The organism is Rhizobium sp. BK529 (genome assembly GCF_014194105.1).
Taxonomy (GTDB): Bacteria; Pseudomonadota; Alphaproteobacteria; order Rhizobiales; family Rhizobiaceae; genus Rhizobium.
The window spans coordinates 784,925-805,745 of the sequence record NZ_JACIAU010000001.1; the positions used below are offsets into that span (position 1 = coordinate 784,925).

Genomic DNA, 20,821 nt, shown 5'->3' on the forward strand with positions numbered 1-20,821 from the left:
TCCGCCGACACTGCCCGGCCTGGCGGCAACGCAGAATGAAAAGACCATCCTCTCCCCACCGGCCTATGCCGGCTCACGGGGAGGGGCAGGGTGCGGGACTTGCTCCGGCACCGGCGGGGACATCCTCTGTTCCGGCTCAATCATCAGGAGGGCGCCGTCCCTCGTCCAAGATCGAGATCAAGCAATGACCCAGTCCACGACCTCCATTGACCTATCTGGCTCCTGGCAACTCTCTTCCGGCGACGGCGAAGCGAAATGCGCGATCACGCTTCCGGGCGACGTGCATACGGCGCTGCACCGGGCCAATCTCATTCCCGATCCCTATTTCGGGCGCAATGAGCAGGTGGTCCAATGGGTGGCGCATCGCGAATGGATCGTCGAGCGGAACTTTACGCTTGTTGATGCAGAGGGTGACTGGTATCTCGACATCGACTATCTCGACACGGTCGCCAGCGTCTACGTCAACGGCTTTCTGGCGCTCGAAGCCGATAACAGCTTCCGTCGCTACCGGCCCGATGTGTCGAGCATGCTGAAATCAGGCGACAATTCGATACGCATCGTCTTTGCCTCGAACGTTGCCGTTGGTGCTGCGCGGCAGAAGCAGCAGCCTTTCTACATTCCCTACAGCACGGGTAACTCGCCGATCCCTGATGGTAACATGCTGCGCAAGCCGCAGTGCCATTTCGGTTGGGACTGGAATATCGCCATTGCGCCGCTCGGCCTTTACGGCACGATTGCGGTGAAGAAGCTGGAAACGGCGCGCATCGAGCATGTGCTGACGCGCCAGACGCATAATGCCGACGGTTCGGTAGAGCTACAGGTCACGGCAACGCTCTTTGCTAGGGATCCCGGCATCGCCCAGCTGCATTTCGATCTCGATGGCGAGCGCGTGCGGCTCGATGTCGGCGTCGCTACTGGCGAGACGAATGTCAATCACGTCTTCCAGATCGATAATCCGCGCCTCTGGTGGCCTTCGGGCAGCGGCGAGCAGGCGCTCTACACGCTGACCGTGGAACTGCCGTCCGACAGCGTGACGAAGCAGATCGGCCTCAGGACCATCGAACTCATCACCACGCCGGACGCTGCCGGCAGTCGTTTTGCCTTCAAGGTCAACGGACACGAAATCTTCTGCCGCGGCGCCAACTGGATCCCGGCCGATGCGCTCTTCTCGCTATCGTCTCAGGAAAAGACCGAGGATCTGCTGCAGTCGGCCAAGGCCGCCAACATGAACATGATCCGTGTCTGGGGCGGCGGGTTCTACGAGCACGACTGGTTCTACGATATCTGCGACCGGCTCGGCCTGATGGTCTGGCAGGACTTCATGTTCGCCTGCAACCTCTATCCCTCGACCGACGACTTCCTGGAGAATGTTGCCGTCGAGGTGGATTACCAGGTTCGCCGCTTGTCCTCGCATGCCTCGATCGCGCTCTGGTGCGGCGATAACGAGCTGGTCGGCGCGCTGACATGGTTCGAGGAGTCCCGTAGGGATCGCGATCGCTATCTCGTTTCCTACGACCGCCTGAACCGCACGATCGAACAGGCGGTGAAGAAGGCGCTGCCGGGCGCCATCTGGTGGCCGTCCAGCCCGGCTTCCGGCTATCTCGATTTCGGCGATGCCTGGCATGCCGATGGTTCCGGCGACATGCACTACTGGTCGGTTTGGCACGAAAACAAGTCGTTCGACAATTACCGCTCGGTGCGTCCGCGCTTCTGCTCGGAATTCGGCTTCCAGTCCTATACGTCGTTGCCGGTCATCAAGACCTATGCCGACCCGAAGGACATGAACGTGGCATCGCCCGTCATGGAATTGCACCAGAAGAACGCCGGCGGCAATGAGCGCATTGCCGGCACGATGTTCCGCTACTTCCGCTTCCCCAAGGATTTTCCGAATTTCGTCTATCTCTCTCAGATCCAGCAGGGCCTGGCGATCAAGACGGCCGTGGAATATTGGCGATCGCTCAAACCCCATTGCATGGGCACGATCTACTGGCAGCTCAACGATACCTGGCCGGTCGCCTCCTGGTCGAGCCTCGATTACGGCGGTCGCTGGAAGGCGATGCACTATCTCGTCAAGCGCTTCTTCCAGCCGGTGGCAGTTGCCGCGATCCCCTCCGATGACGGCAAGTCGATCCGCTTCTCGCTGGTCAACGATACGCTTGCCGATGTCAGCGTCGATCTCGCAATTTCCATCCTGACGATGAAGGGCGAGCGCAAGCATCTGAAGAACGTCCAGGCCATGTGCGCGCCGGATGCGGCTTGCACTGCAGCGACGCTCGACATGTCCGAGATACCCGAGGGCACGCTGCTTGCCTGGCACTTCACCGCGTCCAACGGCATGGGCGGCGAGGGACATTATGTCAACGGCACCTACAAGGCTCTGGAACTGGAGCCGGCGGGTCTCTCGGTGATCCGCGAATTTGTCGAGGAGAACGGCTCAGTCGATCTCACCGTCACCGCTAAGGGACTGGCGCTCTTCGTGATGATCGAGACCGATACGGACGGCAAATATTCCGACAATGCTTTCGACCTTGCGGCGGGCGAAAGCCGCCGCATCACCTTTACCCCGGCAAAGCCCCTAGAGGGGGATAAGCTGCCGGAATTCCGCTTCTACGACCTGCATTCCTGCCAGTCGGCAGATTGATCTTACGTGAGAACGGGCACGAGGCCCGAGGAGGATGACATGACCAAGCTCAGCTATCAGCTCTATAGCGCCCGCAATTTCCCGCCGCTGTCGGCGATTTTCGAAAAGCTCGGCAAGGCCGGTTATGCCGAAGTCGAAGGTTTCGGCGGCATCTATGCCGAACTGGACGAGGCCGGCCTGAAGGGCCTGCGCGCGGATCTCGACAAGAACGGCCTCGTGATGGCAACCGGCCATTTCAGCCCCGACTTCCTCGAGGGCAGCGTCGAGAAGTCGCTGCAGATTGCCAAGATTCTCGGCATGGATTCGATTTATGCGCCGCACCTGATGCCCGACCAGCGCCCGACGGATGCGGCCGGCTGGCTCGCCTTTGGCAAGCGCCTGCAGGAAATGAGCAAGCCCTACAAGGATGCGGGTTATGAGTTCGGCTGGCACAATCACGACTTCGAATTCGTGAAGCTCTCCGACGGGTCGCTGCCGATCGAGCGCATCTTCGAGGGCGCGCCGGATATTTCCTGGGAAGCGGATATCGCCTGGGTCGTTCGCGGCGGTGCGGACCCCTATGCATGGGTCGAGAAGCTTGGGCCCCGCATCAGCGCAGTCCACGTCAAGGACATCGCGCCGGCAGGCGAAGCGACCGACGAAGGCGGCTGGGCCGATGTGGGCCACGGCACGATCGGCTGGGCGAAACTGCTTCCGGTGGTCAAGGCAAAGACTAAGGCCCGGCATTTCGTCGTCGAGCACGACAATCCCAACGATATCGACCGTAACATCACGCGCTCGATCGCTTCCTTCAAGAGCTACTGAGGCAGACCATGACCAAGGAACTTGGCGTCGGCATCATTGGATGCGGCAATATCTCCACCACCTATTTTTCGCTGGCACCGCTCTTCAAGGGGCTGAAGGTGCTCGCCTGCGCCGATATCAACGCGCAGGCAGCCAAGCTTCGCGCCGAAGAATATGGCGTGACGGCACAGACGATTGAAGAGCTTCTTGCTAATGACGAGATCGACGTCGTCGTCAACCTGACGATCCCGGACGCGCATTATCCGGTATCGAAAGCAGCGCTCGAAGCCGGCAAGCACGTCTATTCGGAAAAGCCGCTCGTACTGTCGCTGGAGCAGGGCGAAGACCTTCGCCGCATCGCGAAGGAAAAGGGGCTCGCCGTCGGCTGCGCGCCGGATACTTTCCTCGGCGGCGCGCATCAGCTTGCCCGCAAGTTCGTCGATGACGGCGGTATCGGCCGCATCACGTCTGGCGCCTGCTATGTCATGGGTCCGGGCATGGAAATGTGGCACCCGAACCCTGACTTCTTCTTCCTGCCGGGCGGCGGCCCGATTCTCGACATGGGTCCCTATTACATCGCCAACCTGATCAACCTGATCGGACCGGTGAAGCGCGTCGGCGCCATGACCTCGATGGCGTCGGAAACCCGCACCATCACCAGCCAGCCGCGCAACGGCGAGGTGATCCCGGTCAAGACGCCGACGACGATCCAGGCGCTGCTCGAATTCGTCTCGGGCGCCACGGTCACGCTGACGGCGAGCTGGGATGTCTGGTCACACCGCCATGCCAATATGGAGCTCTACGGCACCGATGGTTCTCTCTACGTGCCGGACCCGAACTTTTTCGGCGGTGTCGTCGAGGCCAGCGGCCGCAACAAGGACATCAAAGAGGTCACTGGCTGGGATCACCCCTTCGGCAAGTTCAACCAGGAAAGCCCAAATGGCCCGCGCGCCAATTACCGCACGGCCGGTCTTGCCGACATGGCCATGTCGCTGATCGAGGGCCGCGATGCACGCTGCTCGCTCGACCGTACGCTTCATGGCGTCGATATCATGACCTCGATCCTGAAGTCGGGCGCGGAAGGCCGGTTCGTCGATCTGACGACCACCTGCACGCAGCCGGCCGCTCTCGGTATCGAAGAGGCTCTGGCGCTGTTGAAGTAAGGCGAGGAGTGCGCCGTATGCTTGTCGTGCGGCGCGCTTGCTCAATGGTCTCGTCATCCTCGGGCTTGTCTTTGACATCTGCCGAGGGCTCAGCACATGCTCGGCACAGGGCCGAGCATGACGGCATATGCGGACAGGGCTTGCCCAGACATGACGGCGTGTGAGGGCAGGGCCCAACGTCTTACGTGAAGTCGTCGAGAACACGCGCTACGCGCTTGCCGTATCGGCGTGCTTGATCCAATAGTGCCGTCGCGCCCGGCCCCACACGAGGGGCAGCGACGTTTTCAGCTTTCGACCGCCGCCCCGCGCGGATACGGAAGAGAAGCACTTTATAGGTTGAGGAGACCTAAGATGAGCTGGCAACCCGCCGAAGACCGCTATTCGAAGATGAAGTATAATCGCACGGGCCGTTCCGGCCTGAAGCTGCCGGCCGTTTCCCTCGGCCTCTGGCACAATTTCGGCGGCGACACGCCGCATGACCGCAAGGTCGACATGTGCCGCACGGCCTTCGATCTCGGCATCACCCATTTCGATCTCGCCAATAATTACGGCCCGCCTCCCGGCAGCGCCGAGACTGCCTTCGGCGAAATCCTGCGCACCGATTTTGCCGGGTTGCGTGACGAGCTGATCATCTCCTCCAAGGCGGGTTACGATATGTGGCCGGGTCCTTACGGCGAGTGGGGCAGCCGCAAGTATCTCGTCGCTTCCTGCGACCAGAGCTTGGAACGCATGGGCCTCGACTATGTCGATATCTTCTATTCGCACCGTTTCGATCCGGACACCCCGCTCGAAGAAACCTGCGGCGCGCTCGACTATATCGTACGCTCCGGCCGCGCGCTCTATGTCGGCATTTCCTCCTATAATTCGCAGCGCACCCGCGAAGCAGCCGCGATTTTGAAGGATCTCGGCACGCCGTGCCTCATTCACCAGCCGAGCTATTCCATGCTCAACCGCTGGGTCGAGGACGACAAGCTGCTCGATACGCTTGACGAAGTCGGCATGGGCTCGATCGTCTTCTCGCCGCTTGCCCAGGGCATGCTGACGACGAAATATCTCGGCGGCATTCCCTCCGACAGCCGCGCGGCGCAGAACCACTTCCTCAAGAAGGATTTCATTCGCTCCGCGATCATCGACAATATCAGGAAGCTCAACGAGATCGCCGAAAAGCGCGGCCAGACGCTGGCGCAGATGGCGATCGCCTGGGTGCTGCGCGGCGGGCGCGTGACGTCGGCGCTGATCGGCGCCAGCCGTTCCTCGCAGATCGTCGATTGCGTTGCAGCGCTCGACAATCTCAATTTCACCGCCGAGGAGCTCAAGGAAATCGATGTCTACGCCAAGGAAGCCGACATCAATCTCTGGGCCAAGTCGGCTGAGCTGGAATGAGTTTCAACGCCCGGGGCAAAACCCCGGGCGTTTTCCAGGTATAATTTGATGTACGTGCAGCAGAAACTGTTGCTCAGAGGAGGAGCCGCCATGATCCGCAATCCCATCTTGCCCGGATTCAACCCCGATCCGTCCATTTGCCGCGTCGGCGATGATTATTACATCGCGACTTCCACCTTCGAATGGTATCCTGGCGTGCAGATCCATCATTCGCGCGATCTGGTGAACTGGAAGCTGGTGCGCCGGCCGCTGGAGCGCGCTTCGCAGCTCGACATGCGCGGCAACCCCGACAGCTGCGGCATCTGGGCGCCATGTCTTTCCTATGCGGACGGACAGTTCTGGCTGGTCTATACCGACGTGAAGCGTTTCGACGGCAACTTCAAGGATGCGCATAATTACATCGTGACCTCGCCCACTATCGAGGGTGAATGGTCGGAGCCGGTCTATGTCAATTCCTCGGGCTTCGACCCGTCGCTCTTCCATGACGATGACGGGCGCAAATGGTTCATTAACATGCAGTGGAACCACCGCACGGAAAGCTATGGCGGCTCGCCGAAGTCGCCGGCTTTCGACGGCATCCTCCTGCAGGAATGGGATGCTCAGACAAAGTCGCTGAAAGGCCCGATCAAGAACATCTTCGCCGGCAGCCCGCTCGGTCTCGTCGAAGGCCCGCATCTGTTCAAGAAGAACGGCTGGTACTACCTGACGACCGCCGAAGGCGGCACCGGCTACGACCACGCAGTCACGATGGCGCGCTCCCGCAATATCGACGGCCCCTATGAACTGCATCCGAACCGGCATCTGATCACCTCAAAAGATCATCCGGAAGCGGTGCTGCAGCGGGCAGGGCATGGGCAATATGTCGAGACGCCCGATGGCCAGGTCTATCACACGCATCTCTGCGGCCGGCCGCTGCCGCCGAAGCGCCGCTGCACGCTGGGGCGCGAAACCGCGCTGCAGAAGTGTCAGTGGCGCGAGGATGGGTGGCTCTATCTGGAAAACGGAACTGTTGTTCCCGATGTCGAGGTGCCGGGTCTCGGCGGTGCCGAGCGGACCGAAAAGCCTGTTCGCAGCGAGTATAATTTCGATGGCGGCACGCTGCCGGCCGATTTCCAGTGGCTGCGCACGCCGCAGCCCGAGCGCATCTTCAACCTGACGGAGCGTCCCGGCCACCTGCGCCTGATCGGCCGTGAAAGCATCGGCTCCTGGTTCGAACAGGCGCTGGTCGCCCGCCGGCAGGAACACCACAGTTTCCGTGCCGAGACGGTGGTCGAGTTCACGCCGGATACCTATCAGCAGGTGGCCGGCCTGACACATTACTATAATCGCCACAAGTTCCATGCCGTCGTCGTGACGCTGCATGAGAAGCTCGGCCGCTGTGTCACGATCTTCTCCTGCGATGGCGACTATCCGAACGGACGGATGACCTTTCCGGCGGATGCCGGCGTGGCGATCCCGGCCGATGGCCGCGTGCAGCTGGCCATGGAAATCCGCGACAACGACCTGCAATTCTTCTGGCAGACGGAGGGCAAGGGCGCCTGGCAGCCGATCGGCCCGGTGCTCGACGCCGGCGTCGTCTCGGATGAGGGCGGGCGCGGCGAGCATGGCTCGTTTACCGGCGCCTTTGCCGGCGTCTTCGCCTTCGATACGTCGGGCCGGGCAAGGACGGCCGATTTCGACTGGTTCAACTACGAGGAACTGTGAGAAGGGCGATGGACGATATCCGTATCGAGCGGATGACCGAAGCACATATCGAGAGCTTTCACCGGGCTCTCGATATCGTAGCGCGGGAGCGGAAATACCTGACCCTGCTGGAAGCCCCGCCGCTTGAGGACACACGCAAGTTCGCGTTGTCGTCGATGGCGAACGGCAACGTGCATCTCGTCGCTCTCGATGGCGACGCGCTGGTCGGCTGGTGCGATATCCGCCGGCATTTCTTTCCCTCGCGTGCCCATTGCGGCTCTCTCGGCATGGGCTTGCTGTCGGATTATCGCGAGAAAGGGCTCGGCCGGCGGCTGATCGAGGCGGCGATAGAGGCGGCGCGGGAAGCAGGTATGATCCGCATCGAATTGGGCGTGCATGCGGATAATGTGCGGGCAATCCGGCTCTATGAGAGGGTGGGTTTCGTGCGGGAAGGGGTGAGCCGCGATGCTTTCTGCGTCGAGGGGCACTATACCGACGTCATCAATATGGCGATGATCTTTTGGTGATCTCCCTTCTCCCCGCTGGGGAGAAGGGACGCTGCGCCGCCTCTGTCGAATCCTCATCACGACCAATTACGCAGATGTGATCCCCGATGCCATGATGTCACCACGCTTCGTTAGCCCGCGATTATAACTTTAGAAAATAGTAATAAGATACCGATTCTGTTACATATTTTTAATTTTATTTTCAGTTTTCGTTCATTTTCGTAGGCGTAATTTCGGGCTGTGTTCAACACGAGGAACCCCTCATGAAAAAGATTTTTGCAGCTCTTCTTTCCGCTTCTTTCCTGCTCTCGCCGATTATCGCATCGCAGGCCAGCGCCGCCGATCATCATCGTCCGCCGGTCGTGGTCCACAAGAAGGTCGTCCATGAGAAGGTCGTGGTCCGTCCGCATCATTGGTCGAAGGGCTACCGCATGTCGGCTGCCGAGCGCGGCCGCTACGGCGAAGTTCGCGACTACCGTCGCTACCGCCTGGCACCGCCGCCGCGCGGCTATCATTGGGTGAAGGCCGATAACGACTATCTTCTCGTCGGCGTCGCCACCGGCCTGATCACCAGCATCATCGCCGCCAATCACTGATCTCACGCGAGACCCGGAGAGGGCGGGTACGGCCGCCCTTTGGCCCGCCGGTCCGACCGGCAGGGCGACAGATCCGGGCTCGGCAGTTCGAAGGGTACCGGCCGGAGGTCTCGGGGTTTCCCGAACCGAAATAATAGCCGACGATGGTGCCGAAGACGCCGAGCAGCAGCGAGAGCACTTCCTTCGCCCGCTGGAAGCGCTCGAGACGCCGAGATCATGGACCACTTGTCGACAGTCCATGATCTCAGCAAGTCACGGGTTAGCGTTGGAAGGTAATGTGGATGACGCCGCTCGGCGCCGTTTCCGATCTGACTGTGTAGCCAATTTCCAAGCCACGCAGATCGTTCCACAGGCATATGCCGCGCCCAAGCAGAATCGGCGTGATTGCAACATGCAGGCGGTCGACAAGACCTGCTTTCAGAAAATCGCGAACGACTGTTGGGCCGCCGCCAATGCGCACGTCTTTGCCGCCCGCCACTTTAGCAGCCTGTTGCAGCGCCTCAGCCGGAGTGGTGTTGATGAAATGGAAAGTCGTGCCACCAGCCATCTCTATGGAGGGGCGAGCTTTATGGGTGAGAACGAAGACCGGAACCCGAAAGGGCGGCTCTTCGCCCCACCATCCGCGCCAGTTCGGATCGTCGGGGAAATTGTGGAGGCCAAACATGCCGGCGCCCATGATCTCGGCACCCACATTAGCGAAGTAGTCTCTCGCGTAATCGTCATCGAGACCGGTGGTCCCAGCCCTGCTGGTATCCTTGAATACCCGCTCCCGGAACGTTCGCGTTGCGACATAGGCACCGACGAGACGCGGCCAATCCTCGCCGAACGGGACTTCAGGGGTCTGGTCCGTCGTTGTTGCGAAACCATCGAGCGAAATCATTAGATCAACACGTACTGCCATTGAAACTCTCCTTAGGAGGGTTGGTCGGGGTCGATACTAAGGTAAGTGCCTTTATATCGAGTTTCGACACTAAGGCAACTACCTTATTGTCCTTGACCCGCGGCTGAACTCGTTTTAATAGATCACATGCCTCACCACTCGACTCCCCTCGACCTTGCCTTTCATGCTCTTAGCGACCCGACCCGCCGCGCGGTGGTGTCGCGGCTGGCTGAGGGCGAGGTGCCGGTCAGCGTCCTGGCCGAGCCTTTCGACATGGCGCTGCCCTCCTTCGCCCAGCATCTCAAGGTGCTGGAGGACTGCGGGCTGATCGCCAGCGAGAAGCGCGGACGTAGCCGCTGGTGCCGGCTGGTGCAGGCGCGATTCGACGAGGCGGCGGACTGGATGCTAGCGGAGCGGCGGCGCTGGACCGAGCGGCTGGATCGGCTGGAAGCCTATCTGGACAAGACCGAAGAGGATGATGAAGGACATGGCAAACCTGTTTGACACCTGGTCGCTCGATCGCGAGATCGTGCTGGTCAAGCTGCTGAATCACCCACGCGAGAAGGTTTTCGCGGCCTGGATGGATCCCAAGGCGCTTGCCGAATGGTACGGCCCGACCGGCCTTGGAATCGAGAGCCACGAAGCCGATATCCGCGAAGGTGGGATCTGGCGCTTCGATATGGTGGGCGTGTTCGAGGGCCAGGAGAGGCGCTTCCCGAACCTCATGCGCTTTCGGGAGATCGTGCCGAACGAGCGGATCGTGATGGACTATGGCACGCCCGATCCCAACGACCCCGACCGTTTCCGTGTCACGGTCACTTTCGATGAGCAGTCCGACGGCAAGACGGTGCTGACCATGCGCCAGCTTCATCCCAGCCCCGAGCGGCGCCGGTTCGTCATCGGCTTCGGCGCGGTCGAATACGGGCTGCAGACGCTGGATGGCCTCGAAGCTTGGCTGGATTGCTGACTGCCCCAATCCGCTGCGCGCAGTTGGTGATGGCTGCGGCGGAGAGAAGCTTCCTCGCCGTCATCTCCGTCGACGCAACACAGCCAGATCCAATGTTGGGAAAATCAGGAGTTTTGCGGCAGTCGCCGAGAATTCTGGCAATCGCGAAACGACGGATTGCCGGTGTATACCCGGGGCGCTAACGTCACATGATGAAGATACTTGCGATTTCCGGCAGTGCGCGACACGCGTCCACCAACACGGCATTGTTGAGGGCAATGCAAACCATTGCCCCTGACGACATCACCATCGATGTTTTCGACGGTGTCGGCGATTTGCCCGTGTTTTCGCCTGATCTGGAAGGACCCGATCTGCCCGACAGCGTTCGGACCTTCATGCGAATGATTTCCGACTGTGACGGACTTCTCATCTCCAGCCCCGAATATGTTCGCAGCATTCCCGGCGGTCTGAAAAATGCGATTGACTGGCTCGTTTCCGGAGATCAGGTCGTGGGCAAGCCGATCGCTCTCGCGCACGCCTCCCACCGGGGAGACGACATGCTGACCATTCTGCGAACCGTGCTTTCGACCATCAGCGCCAATTTCAACGAAAACCTGTTCTTCCGACTTCCCGTCATGAACGAGACGCCGGAATCGATCCGGGAGATTCTAAATCGTCCCGCCAACCGGTACGCCGCCGAACGCTTCCTCCGGGATTTCGTTTCCTTCTGTCGAACGCAGGGAAACGACCGGCCGGATTCCATCGTCCTCTAAGCCCATATTCAAGGCGTCTGGTTCGTCTTTCTGCATCCGGCTGCTTGACCGGAAGAAGTTTTCACTTCCTGCGACGATTTTGAACGCTTCCGCGATTGCGATCATTCTCCATTTTGGAATATTGGATGAATTCGTTCATCAAGCGAGATCGATGTGGATCTGTCTTCCCTGGAAATTTTCCTTGTCGTTGCCGAAGAGGCCAGCGTCACGCGCGCGGCCAAGCGGCTTTCGCGTGCGCCGTCCAATGTGACGACCCGTATTCAGGCCCTGGAAGGGCAGATGCATGCCGTGCTCTTCAGCCGCGATGGCAAGCGCATGACGTTGACGCCCGAAGGGCAGCTCTTCCTCTCCTATGCGAAGCGGCTGACGGCGCTGGCGGAAGAAGCGCGGCTTGCCCTGAAGAGCGCCCGCCCGCAGCCGATCTTACGTCTCGGCACGATGGAAAGCACGGCGGCGAGCCGGCTTCCGCCCGTGCTTGCCCGCTTCAACGACGAGAACCCCGATATTTCCCTGAAGCTCACACTCGGCGCCACGCGGGAGCTGACAAAAGCCGTCATATCCGGCGAGCTCGATTGCGCGCTGATTGCGACACCACAGGGCGAGCCCGGCTGGCTATCGTCTGCCGGGGTCGACGCCGATGACCTGCATCGGGCGCGCGTCTGCGAGGAGGATCTGCTGCTCGTGCTGCCGCCGCATCATGCCTCCGTCGCCGCACCGCAGGATATCCGTCTTCCGGCGCTTGCAGCGCTCGAGCCTGGCTGCACCTACCGGCAGATTGCCGAGCGATGGATCAGGGCCGGCGCGAGCCTGCCGACGGTGGAAATGACCTCCTATCATGCGATCCTGGCGCAAGTCGTCGCCGGCAATGCCGTCGGCGTCATGCCGCGCTCGGTGCTCGACATGCTGCCCTGGAGAGCCGAGGTCACGATTCATCGGCTCGGTCCCGTCGATACTCTGCTGATTTCCCGACGCGAGCGGCGATCCAAGCCGCTGCAGGTCTTCGAGCAGATCATGCTCATGTCCGCCAATCCTCCCGCCACGCTGCAATAGCGGCGTCCTCCATCCGCCTCCCTAGCCGACTTCAAAGAGTTCTTCATGCGCATACCAAATCCAGACGAGACGCCCCGCCGGCTCTCCATCTCGCGGCTGTTTCATCCGATCCTTGCGGGCGCGACGCTGCGCGACCGGCTGCTCGCCTGTCTCGGCGCGCTCGTTTCCATTGCGCTGACCGGCTTGCTATGCGGCGCGCTCTTTGGCGAGGGTTCACATCTGCCGCTGATCGTGGCGCCCATGGGGGCTTCGGCCGTGTTGCTCTTTGCGGTGCCGGCAAGCCCGCTCGCGCAGCCCTGGTCGATCATCGGCGGCAATACGATTTCGGCGATCATGGGCGTTGCGGCGGCAAGCCTGATCCATGATCCGATTATTGCGACCGGGGTTGGCGTATCGCTGGCGATTGCCGCCATGTCCTTTACCCGCTGCCTGCATCCTCCGGGCGGGGCGGCGGCGCTGACCGCCGTGCTCGGCGGCCCTGTCGTCGCCAGCTGGGGCATGCTCTTTCCCTTCGTGCCGGTGGCGCTCAATTCCTGCCTGCTGGTGGCGCTCGGCCTCGTCTTCCACAAGCTGTCGCGGCACAATTATCCGCATGTGGCGGCAGCGCCCGTCAACACGCACCAGACGGCGGACCGACCGCCGACTGAACGCGTCGGTTTCCAGGAAGAGGATCTCGATGCGGCACTCGCCAAGTTCAACGAGACGTTCGATATCGACCGCGCCGATCTCGCCCGGCTGTTGCGCCAGGTGGAATTTGAGGCTGTAGCGCGCTCGAATGCCGAGATTCGCTGCGCCGATATCATGTCGCGTGATGTGATCGCCATCGATGCCGATGCGACGGTTGAGCAGGCGCGTTGGCTGCTGTTGAATCACAACATAAGGACTTTGCCGGTTCGCGATGAGGCCGGAAAGCTGATCGGTACGGTGGGCTTGAGAGAGCTTGCGCTTGCCTCGGGCTCGGTGGAGCGGCTGGTCTCGCCGGCGACGACGGCCCATGCTGATGACGTGGCGATGGGACTGCTGCCGGATCTGACGGACGGGCGCACGCATGCAGTCATTATCGTCGATGAGGAGAGGCGAATCCGGGGGGTAATTTCGCAGACGGATCTGCTAAGCGCTGTTGCGCGCGCATTGCCGAAGAGCGGCAAGCGGGAGGATGCCGCAGCTTAGCGCATACTCAGGTACGCGAGAAGGCAGGCGGCTGCGGCGGCAACGGCGAGCTTTGGCCATCTGTCGTCAAGGATGAAGGCCAGCAACGCTCCACCCGTGAGCGTGACCGCCGCGCTCCAGAATGTCTTGTCCGAGCAGGTGAGCGCGAGTGCGGCGAGAAACACTGCGCTTGCGACCATTGTCACCGGGGCTGAAGCCCTGACGATGTCATCCTCCACCACATAAGGAAGGATGAAGCGCCGCAGGCTGAGCGCGAGGGTGGCTGCGAGCAGGAGATCAGTGAGGATAGGCGGCATGGTGCATCCGGTGGTTTTCGGTGAAACCGGTGCAAGCGGTATGCCAGTCGCGGGAATTGCAGGGGAACCCTGTGATTGCAGGAGATCGGGCCGGCGAGGCATTGGGCTTCGTCTCGCCTTGCCCATTTATTGAATTCCGGATGATGAAAAAAAGATCATCAAGCAGAGCTGCATAAAGATTCATCTCGAGAGCGGTTGGGCCGCAATTTCTTAGTCTCGCCCTCGCGACGTTACCCGCGCGGCGATAACAGCAAGAAAGCCCTTCGGTTTGCGCGCTTCATCCTGCCTCTCATCTCCATAGGTCAAAGGATGCAGCCCCTCGATCGGCGGCAGGGGCTCGCACTCTATGCAGAGGCACCGGTAGGGTCGGATCGTTATCGCCTTCATGCCGCTTGTCGGCTCCAGCTGACGAAGGGGTCATGCAGGTTACGCCAGCGCTCGGGCGTGAATGCATCGGCTTCCACCAGACAAGCGTCGAGCTCCGCGTGGATCCAGCTTTCGTCCATCGGATCAGCGCCGATGAAGACGATTTCCTGGCGGCGGTCGCCCCAGATGGGGTCGAGATAGGGATCGATGGCGCTGAGGAAGCCGGGCGCGTCTGGCCATTGATTCCGCGGCACGGCAGTCCACCAGAGGCCCATCTTGCCGGTGCGGACGATGGGGCCGGCCTGGCTGATCTCGCCGACATAATGGGGGCGGGTTGCGAGCCAGAAGAAACCTTTGGCGCGCACCACGCCCGGCCAGCTCTTGTCGAGGAAGGTCTGCAGTCTTGCCGGGTGGAAGGGACGCCTTTCGCGGTAGACGAAGGAGCGGATGCCGTATTCCTCGGTTTCCGGAACATGGTCCCTGAAGCCGTGCAGTTCCTTGTACCAGAGCGGATGCGTCTCGGCCCTTTCGATATCGAAGCTGTTGGTGCCGAGCACGTCCTTCAGCGCCACCATGCCGAAATCGGTCTCGATGATGCGGGCATCCGGGTTGAGGCCGGTGATGATCCTCCGGGCGGCGGCGTGCTGGTCTTCGCTCGCGGTGCTGACCTTGTTCAGCACGACGATATCGGCGAACTCGATCTGTTCGACGAGGAGATCGACGATGGTTCTGTTGTCGCCGTCGCCGGCGATTTCGCCGCGGTCGGCAAGGAAATCGGCGGAAGCATAATCGGCGAGCAGGTTGGCCGCATCGACGACGGTGACCATCGTATCGAGGCGAGCGATGTCGGAGAGGCTGTGGCCATTCTCATCTCGGAATTCGAACGTGGTGGCAACGGGCAGCGGCTCGGCAATACCAGTGGATTCGATCAGCAGGTAGTCGAAGCGGCCCTGTTCGACGAGCTGGCGCACTTCCTTCAACAGATCATCGCGCAGCGTGCAGCAGATGCAGCCATTGGTCATTTCCACCAGCTGCTCTTCGGTGCGCGAGAGATTGGCGCCGCCATCGCGCACGAGCGCCGCATCGATATTCACCTCGCTCATGTCGTTGACGATGACGGCGACGCGCAGACCTTCGCGGTTGGAGAGGACGTGGTTGAGCAGCGTCGTCTTGCCGGCGCCGAGGAAGCCGGAGAGGACGGTGACGGGAAGTCGCTTATCCATGATATGCTCCTATTATGTTATAACGTAACATGCTTATTTGACAAAAAAGGCGGTACGGGGGTGTCACCGCCTTCTTTCGCCGCAGCGCTCGCGGGGAGGCTGCAAGTTCGGCAGGTCGCGCCGAGGCATCCTCGCCAACTGGTGCCGGCTCCTTTCGGAAAACCGGCCTCCGATCAGGCAGCCCTGGAGAGGCAATCCTTCATGCTGGCGGCAATGCCACGCATGAGGGTGAAATAGAGATCCGGGCCGGCGGGCAGGGTGGCGGCTTCCGGGTCCAGCACGCCCGACTTGGCCTTGGTGCCCTCGATGACGACGTTGACGAGGCGTGGTTGGAATTGCGGTTCGGCAAAGACGCAGGTCGCGCCGAGATCGCCGATCTTCTTGTGGATTTCCGAGACGCGCTCGGCGCCCGGAATGGTCTCGGGACTGACGGTGATCGAGCCGGCGACGCGGATATGGTAGCGGTGCTCGAAATATTGATAGGCATCATGGAAGACGACAAAGGGCTTGTCCTTCACCGGTGACACGGTGGCGGCGATTTCCTTGTCGAGCGCGTCGAGCCTGTCATCCAGCGCCTTGGCATTGGCCTCATAGGTCAGCGCATTCTCCGGGTCGGCGGCGACCAGCGTCGTGGTGATCTCGGTTGCCATCGCCTTGGCATTCATGGGGTCGAGCCAGAGATGAGTGTCGAAGGCGCCGTGCTCATGATCGTGGTCATGTCCGGCTTCGGCCGTTTCATGATCGTGATCGTGATCGGCCTCAGCATGTTCATCGGCATCATCATGAGCCTCGAAAGCCCCGCCTTCGCGGAAGGGCAGCTTCACCAGACCCGGGGCTTCGTCGAGCCGAGCGACAATCGCGTCGGAACCCAGCGATTGCAGCGGTTTTTCGAGGAAGGCTTCGAGGCCCGGGCCGACCCAGAAAATGACCTTGGCATCCTGCAGGGCGCGGGCATTGGAGGGTTTCAGATTATAAGTGTGCGGGGAGGCGGCGCCATCGACGATCAGTTCCGGCTTGCCAACGCCTTCCATGATGGCTGAGACCAGCGAATGGACCGGCTTAATCGAGGTGACGACGACAGGGGCATCGGCCGCCTGGAGAGACCCGGCGAAAAGAAGAGCCGGAATTGCGAGGGTAAGGCCCGTCGCCAGTTTCATCAGAATGCTCCGCTTGAATTGCAGTCGTTATGTTATTACATCAATTGCGTTATGCTATAACGTGTGCAATAGCAGGACGCAACAGCACTTTCGGAAAATTTGATGCTCTCTCCCGCAAATAGTCCCGACAATAGCAGGGCCGAAACGCTGGTTTCGCTCGAGAATGTCGGTGTGCGCCGCGGTGGCCGCTGGCTGGTGCGCGGTGTGGATTTCTCCGTTTCGCGCGGCGAGATCGTCACGCTGATCGGCCCGAACGGTTCCGGCAAATCGACGAGTGCGAAAGCCGCGATCGGCGTGTTGAAGGCCGATGAGGGCAAGGTGATGAGAAAGGCCGGCCTCAAGGTCGGTTATGTGCCGCAGAAGCTCGCGATCGACTGGACTTTGCCGCTTTCCGTGCGCCGGCTGATGACGCTGACCGGGCCGCTGCCCGAGGCGGATATCATGGCGGCACTCGAAGCGTCCGGTATGGCGCATATGCTGGATGCCCAGGTGCAGCACCTCTCCGGTGGCGAATTCCAGCGGGCGCTGATGGCGCGCGCCATTGCTCGCAAGCCGGATCTTCTGGTTCTCGACGAGCCGGTGCAGGGCGTGGATTTTGCCGGCGAGATCGCGCTCTATGACCTCATCAAGTCGATCCGCAATACGACCGGCTGCGGCATCCTGCTGATCTCGCACGACCTGCATGTGGTGATGGCCGAGACGGATACCGTCATCTGTCTCAATGGCCATGTCTGCTGCCGCGGCACACCGCAGACGGTGAGCCAGAGCCCGGAATATGTCCGCCTTTTCGGCAGCCGCGCGGCGCAGACGCTTGCGGTCTACAGCCACCATCACGACCATACGCATCTGCCCGACGGGCGCGTGCTGCATGAAGATGGATCGGTGACCGATCATTGCCATCCCGAGGATGGGCATCACCACGATCACGATCACGATCATGAACATGATCACCCGCATGCGCATGCGCACGATCATGCCGAGGCCCATGCTCGCGCTGATGCCGACGTCAATCATTCCGAGCATGCGCATGCAGAAGCGCACGCCCATACGCACACGCATTTCCAGAGCGGGGCCAAAAGCGGGGAGGACAGTCGTGCTTGACGATTTCTTCGTGCGCGCGATCCTCGCCGGCGTCGGCCTGGCTCTAACGACGGGGCCGCTCGGCTGCTTCATCATCTGGCGGCGCATGGCCTATTTCGGCGATACGATCGCCCATTCGGCATTGCTGGGCGTGGCGCTTTCATTGCTCTTTGAACTCAACTTGACGCTGGCCGTCTTCGTCGTTGCGGCTGTTGTCTCGATCCTGCTGCTCTTCCTGCAGAAGCGTCAGGCGCTATCGGCCGATGCGCTGCTCGGCATTCTCTCGCATGCGACGCTGGCGATCGGTCTCGTCATGGTCGCCTTCATGACCTGGGTGCGCATCGATCTCATTGCCTTCCTGTTCGGCGATATCCTCGCCGTCTCGACAACCGATATCGCGCTCATCTGGGGCGGCGGCATCTTCGTACTGGCGGCGATCGCCTGGCTGTGGCGGCCGCTGCTGGCCGCCACCGTCAATCCGGAACTCGCCGAAGCCGAAGGCTTGCGGCCGGAGCGGGCGCGGCTGTTCTTCATGCTTCTGATGGCCGTCGTCATCGCCATTGCCATGAAGATCGTCGGCATCATGTTGATCACATCGCTTCTCATCATTCCGGCAGCGACCGCCCGGCGCTTCTCCTCGACGCCGGAGCTGATGGCCGTGCTCGCTTCGCTGATCGGCGCGGTTGCCGTTGTCGGCGGGCTGTTCGGCTCGCTGACCTATGATACGCCCTCCGGCCCGTCGATCGTGGTGGCCGCCCTCATTCTCTTCATTCTGAGCCTGCTTCCCGCCTGGCGCGGGCGCAGGAACCTGCAAGGACAAGGCTCATGAACGCACCTCAACTCACTCGCAATCAGGCGCTCGTTTTCGATGTGCTGGAGAAAGCCGAGGGGCCGCTCAGCGCCTACACGATCCTCGACAAATTGCGCGACCAGGGTTTTCGCGCACCGCTGCAGGTCTACCGGGCGCTGGACAAGCTGCTGGAATATGGCGTCGTGCATCGGCTGGAAAGCATCAACTCCTTCGTCGCCTGCGCCCATCCGGGCGAAGACTGCCACAGCCACGGCATCGTTGCCTTCGCGATCTGCGAAAGCTGCGGACAGGTGATCGAATTCCACGATCATGAAGTGGATCACCGCCTGATGGGCTGGGTGCGCAGCCAAAAGTTCAAGCCGGCGAAGACGACGATCGAAATCCGCGGCACCTGCGAAGCTTGTGCGGCTTGACGCTGTTCCGCGTTGTTATCGCCTAGTGCGCTCGTCGAGTTCAAGTTTCTGGCCTATGCCGCCGCCCAGAAGATATTGTCGGCAGTATTCGATCTTCTCAAGACAGCTATCAAGAATGTAACCGGCCTCAGTCTTGCATTCTGACCAAATTCGGAAGCGACGATCTGCCTATCCGCAAGCGGGCGCCAGCGCCGCAAGGTGCAGCAGGTCCTCGTTTTCCTCAGGCACATTCTCGGCAAGGCGGGCGGCGGCGATGACCGGCAACCAGGTGAAGATCTCGTCCGAGGTCAACTCGGCCGCCTTGGCATAAGTGACGACATAGGCTTCGGCGATTGCCGGCAGCACACGGCGCATCAGGAGATAGGTGCGGCAGACATCGGCGGCAGGGTTGCCGCTGCAGGCATCCAGCCAGTCGACGATCACAGTGTCTTGGCCGGAGCCGAGGATATTCCAGGGGTGGAAATCGCCGTGGCAGACGCAGTTGTCATCAGGCAGGGCGGCAAGTGTCAGAAGCAGCCGGTCGCGCAGGTCCGATGACAGGACTTCGGCGCTTTCGATATTGGCCGATAGTCTCGATTTCAGCGAGGGCAGGCCGGTGCCCGGTTCGCGGTGCAGGCGCAGGTGGAGGGCGGCCATCTCCTTGATGGCGGTGAGCGGCGGTTCCGGCGTCATCTCATCGGCAAGGCTCGAGCCGGTCGCGCGGTCCATCAGCAGGCCCCAGCGGCCGTGGTAATCGCCGACGACGTGAATCCGGGGCGCGGGTAGGGAAAGCCGCTCGACGATTGCCAGATTGGCGGCCTCGCGGAAGGCCGGGGCCTTCGGCCGGCCAGGCCTGTAAAGCTTCAGCGCCAGCGTCCCATGTTCATAGACTTCCGCTTCCTTGCCGGCGCCGAGCAGACGGCCGATTTCGCTCATGTCAGTTCCCCCGCCTCATGGTTGTATTCAGAGCGATGTGGTGCTGATTTCGGGAACGGAAAGTGTAGCCGCCTGCTCAGGAACGACAAGATCATCGGACCCGATTGTTCCGGTAATGGAGACAGTGTGTCCGTGGCGGCCGGCTTTATTCCGCGCGCGAGGCATGGATGATGGCGGCAGAACGGAGCCATGGCTGATGTCCCTGGCCCAGGGAATCGGAGTGTCATGACCGTCAATACCAAAACCTGCGATGCCATCGCCTGCTGCGGCGAGGAAATCCTTTCACGTGAGCTGCTGCTGAGCGGCACCTTTGCCGGCTTGCTTGCCACGGAAGCGCCGACGCTCCGCCTGTTGAGTGACGAGGAGCGACAGGCATCCCTCGCATCGATACTTGCCGAACGGCCGGCGGGCGATGTCTGGATTTTTGCGTATGGGTCGCTGATCTGGAATCCGATCATTCTCAGCGTGGAGAGCCGGAAAGCCCGCATCGAGGGCTGGAGCCGGTCCTTCTGCCTGACCACCGTTTCCGGGAGGGGTTCGCCGGACAATCCAGGTCTCGTGCTCGGGCTTGATGCCGGCGGGAGCTGTGATGGCGTTGCCCTGCGCCTGGAAGAGGAGGGTCTTCTGCACGAACTCGAGCTGCTGTGGCGGCGGGAGATGGTGGCCGAGGCCTATATTCCCCGTTGGGTCGATTTGCTTGATCAGGAGGGCGCGCCTTTTGGACGGGGCATCACGTTCACCATGAACCCGCTTGCAAATACCTATGCCGGCGGGCTTTCCCGGGAGGTGATCATTCAACGGCTTGCCACGGCTTCGGGCAGCATCGGCAGTTCGGCCGACTACCTGTTTCGGACTCGAGAAGGCTTGAGGGCGCTCGATATGTGGGACGAGCGCCTGGAAGAACTCGCCACCGAGGTGGAGGAGGCGCAACGCAAGCTGCAGCGATTGACTGGCGAAGGGGCTTGATTCGCCATCCTCGGCAGAAG

Annotated in this window: 21 protein-coding genes; 16 read left to right on the plus strand and 5 right to left on the minus strand. The window is 61.3% G+C overall.

Annotated elements, in window-relative coordinates; genetic code table 11:
• Window positions 1-184 precede the first annotated feature (184 nt).
• The 7 genes from FHX08_RS03830 to FHX08_RS03860 all read left to right on the plus strand — a co-directional run bounded on the left by FHX08_RS03830 (window position 185) and on the right by FHX08_RS03860 (window position 8,755).
• A complete protein-coding gene (locus FHX08_RS03830) occupies window positions 185-2,641 on the plus strand; it encodes a glycosyl hydrolase 2 galactose-binding domain-containing protein (RefSeq protein WP_132653966.1) in 2,457 nt (818 codons plus the stop codon).
• 39 nt (window positions 2,642-2,680) lie between these two features.
• Window positions 2,681-3,445, plus strand: a complete 765-nt coding sequence (locus tag FHX08_RS03835; RefSeq protein WP_132653967.1) for a sugar phosphate isomerase/epimerase — start codon at window positions 2,681-2,683, stop codon at window positions 3,443-3,445.
• An 8-nt stretch (window positions 3,446-3,453) separates the two neighbouring features.
• On the plus strand, window positions 3,454-4,587 hold the full coding sequence (locus tag FHX08_RS03840) for a Gfo/Idh/MocA family protein (protein WP_132653968.1): 1,134 nt from the start codon (window positions 3,454-3,456) through the stop codon (window positions 4,585-4,587).
• Window positions 4,588-4,938: 351 nt separating this feature from the next.
• Window positions 4,939-5,970 (plus strand): L-glyceraldehyde 3-phosphate reductase, encoded by a 1,032-nt coding sequence (mgrA, locus tag FHX08_RS03845; protein ID WP_132653969.1) that lies wholly within the window; start codon window positions 4,939-4,941, stop codon window positions 5,968-5,970.
• A 90-nt stretch (window positions 5,971-6,060) separates the two neighbouring features.
• On the plus strand, window positions 6,061-7,674 hold the full coding sequence (locus FHX08_RS03850; RefSeq protein ID WP_132653970.1) for a glycoside hydrolase family 43 protein: 1,614 nt from the start codon (window positions 6,061-6,063) through the stop codon (window positions 7,672-7,674).
• Window positions 7,675-7,682: 8 nt separating this feature from the next.
• Window positions 7,683-8,180, plus strand: coding sequence for a GNAT family N-acetyltransferase (locus FHX08_RS03855; RefSeq protein ID WP_132653971.1), 498 nt, complete (start codon window positions 7,683-7,685; stop codon window positions 8,178-8,180).
• A gap of 242 nt (window positions 8,181-8,422) precedes the next feature.
• Window positions 8,423-8,755, plus strand: coding sequence for an RcnB family protein (locus FHX08_RS03860; RefSeq protein WP_132653972.1), 333 nt, complete (start codon window positions 8,423-8,425; stop codon window positions 8,753-8,755).
• A gap of 259 nt (window positions 8,756-9,014) precedes the next feature.
• Here the strand turns inward: FHX08_RS03860 and FHX08_RS03865 are convergent, their stop codons facing one another.
• Window positions 9,015-9,656, minus strand: coding sequence for a dihydrofolate reductase family protein (locus FHX08_RS03865; RefSeq protein ID WP_132653973.1), 642 nt, complete (start codon window positions 9,654-9,656; stop codon window positions 9,015-9,017).
• A 126-nt stretch (window positions 9,657-9,782) separates the two neighbouring features.
• On the opposite strand from FHX08_RS03865, the gene FHX08_RS03870 reads away from it, so the two are divergent.
• From FHX08_RS03870 to FHX08_RS03890, 5 genes are all read left to right on the plus strand, one after another.
• Window positions 9,783-10,139, plus strand: a complete 357-nt coding sequence (locus FHX08_RS03870; protein ID WP_132653974.1) for an ArsR/SmtB family transcription factor — start codon at window positions 9,783-9,785, stop codon at window positions 10,137-10,139.
• Entirely contained in the window at window positions 10,114-10,602 is a 489-nt protein-coding gene (locus FHX08_RS03875; protein ID WP_184327349.1) for an SRPBCC family protein, read from the plus strand. Before FHX08_RS03870 ends, FHX08_RS03875 begins: the two co-directional genes overlap by 26 nt.
• A gap of 191 nt (window positions 10,603-10,793) precedes the next feature.
• Window positions 10,794-11,354: an NADPH-dependent FMN reductase gene (locus tag FHX08_RS03880; RefSeq protein WP_132654334.1), complete on the plus strand. Its 561-nt coding sequence runs from the start codon at window positions 10,794-10,796 to the stop codon at window positions 11,352-11,354.
• Between the two features lie 153 nt (window positions 11,355-11,507).
• Complete coding sequence (locus FHX08_RS03885; RefSeq protein WP_132653976.1) at window positions 11,508-12,404, plus strand: LysR substrate-binding domain-containing protein; 897 nt, start codon at window positions 11,508-11,510, stop codon at window positions 12,402-12,404.
• A gap of 45 nt (window positions 12,405-12,449) precedes the next feature.
• Complete coding sequence (locus FHX08_RS03890; RefSeq protein WP_132653977.1) at window positions 12,450-13,574, plus strand: HPP family protein; 1,125 nt, start codon at window positions 12,450-12,452, stop codon at window positions 13,572-13,574.
• Here FHX08_RS03890 and FHX08_RS03895 read toward each other — a convergent pair.
• The 3 genes from FHX08_RS03895 to znuA all read right to left on the minus strand — a co-directional run bounded on the left by FHX08_RS03895 (window position 13,571) and on the right by znuA (window position 16,616).
• Complete coding sequence (locus FHX08_RS03895; RefSeq protein ID WP_132653978.1) at window positions 13,571-13,870, minus strand: hypothetical protein; 300 nt, start codon at window positions 13,868-13,870, stop codon at window positions 13,571-13,573. The genes FHX08_RS03890 and FHX08_RS03895 overlap by 4 nt on opposite strands.
• 383 nt (window positions 13,871-14,253) lie before the next feature.
• Complete coding sequence (zigA, locus tag FHX08_RS03900; protein WP_132653979.1) at window positions 14,254-15,459, minus strand: zinc metallochaperone GTPase ZigA; 1,206 nt, start codon at window positions 15,457-15,459, stop codon at window positions 14,254-14,256.
• A 173-nt stretch (window positions 15,460-15,632) separates the two neighbouring features.
• Window positions 15,633-16,616 carry a zinc ABC transporter substrate-binding protein ZnuA gene (gene znuA, locus FHX08_RS03905; protein ID WP_184326873.1) on the minus strand — a complete coding sequence of 328 codons (984 nt, stop codon included), beginning with the start codon at window positions 16,614-16,616 and terminating at the stop codon, window positions 15,633-15,635.
• A 102-nt stretch (window positions 16,617-16,718) separates the two neighbouring features.
• Between znuA and znuC the strand changes: the two genes are divergently transcribed.
• The 3 genes from znuC to FHX08_RS03920 are packed head-to-tail and all read left to right on the plus strand — an operon-like array spanning window position 16,719 to window position 18,920.
• Complete coding sequence (gene znuC, locus FHX08_RS03910; RefSeq protein WP_165911895.1) at window positions 16,719-17,717, plus strand: zinc ABC transporter ATP-binding protein ZnuC; 999 nt, start codon at window positions 16,719-16,721, stop codon at window positions 17,715-17,717.
• On the plus strand, window positions 17,710-18,525 hold the full coding sequence (znuB, locus tag FHX08_RS03915) for a zinc ABC transporter permease subunit ZnuB (RefSeq protein ID WP_132653981.1): 816 nt from the start codon (window positions 17,710-17,712) through the stop codon (window positions 18,523-18,525). Before znuC ends, znuB begins: the two co-directional genes overlap by 8 nt.
• On the plus strand, window positions 18,522-18,920 hold the full coding sequence (locus tag FHX08_RS03920; protein ID WP_132653982.1) for a Fur family transcriptional regulator: 399 nt from the start codon (window positions 18,522-18,524) through the stop codon (window positions 18,918-18,920). The genes znuB and FHX08_RS03920 overlap by 4 nt, the downstream gene beginning before the upstream one ends.
• 168 nt (window positions 18,921-19,088) lie before the next feature.
• Here FHX08_RS03920 and FHX08_RS03925 read toward each other — a convergent pair whose 3' ends face one another.
• On the minus strand, window positions 19,089-19,835 hold the full coding sequence (locus tag FHX08_RS03925) for a phosphotransferase family protein (RefSeq protein ID WP_132653983.1): 747 nt from the start codon (window positions 19,833-19,835) through the stop codon (window positions 19,089-19,091).
• A 225-nt stretch (window positions 19,836-20,060) separates the two neighbouring features.
• Between FHX08_RS03925 and FHX08_RS03930 the strand changes: the two genes are divergently transcribed.
• A complete protein-coding gene (locus tag FHX08_RS03930; RefSeq protein WP_132653984.1) occupies window positions 20,061-20,801 on the plus strand; it encodes a gamma-glutamylcyclotransferase in 741 nt (246 codons plus the stop codon).
• Window positions 20,802-20,821: the final 20 nt, after the last annotated feature.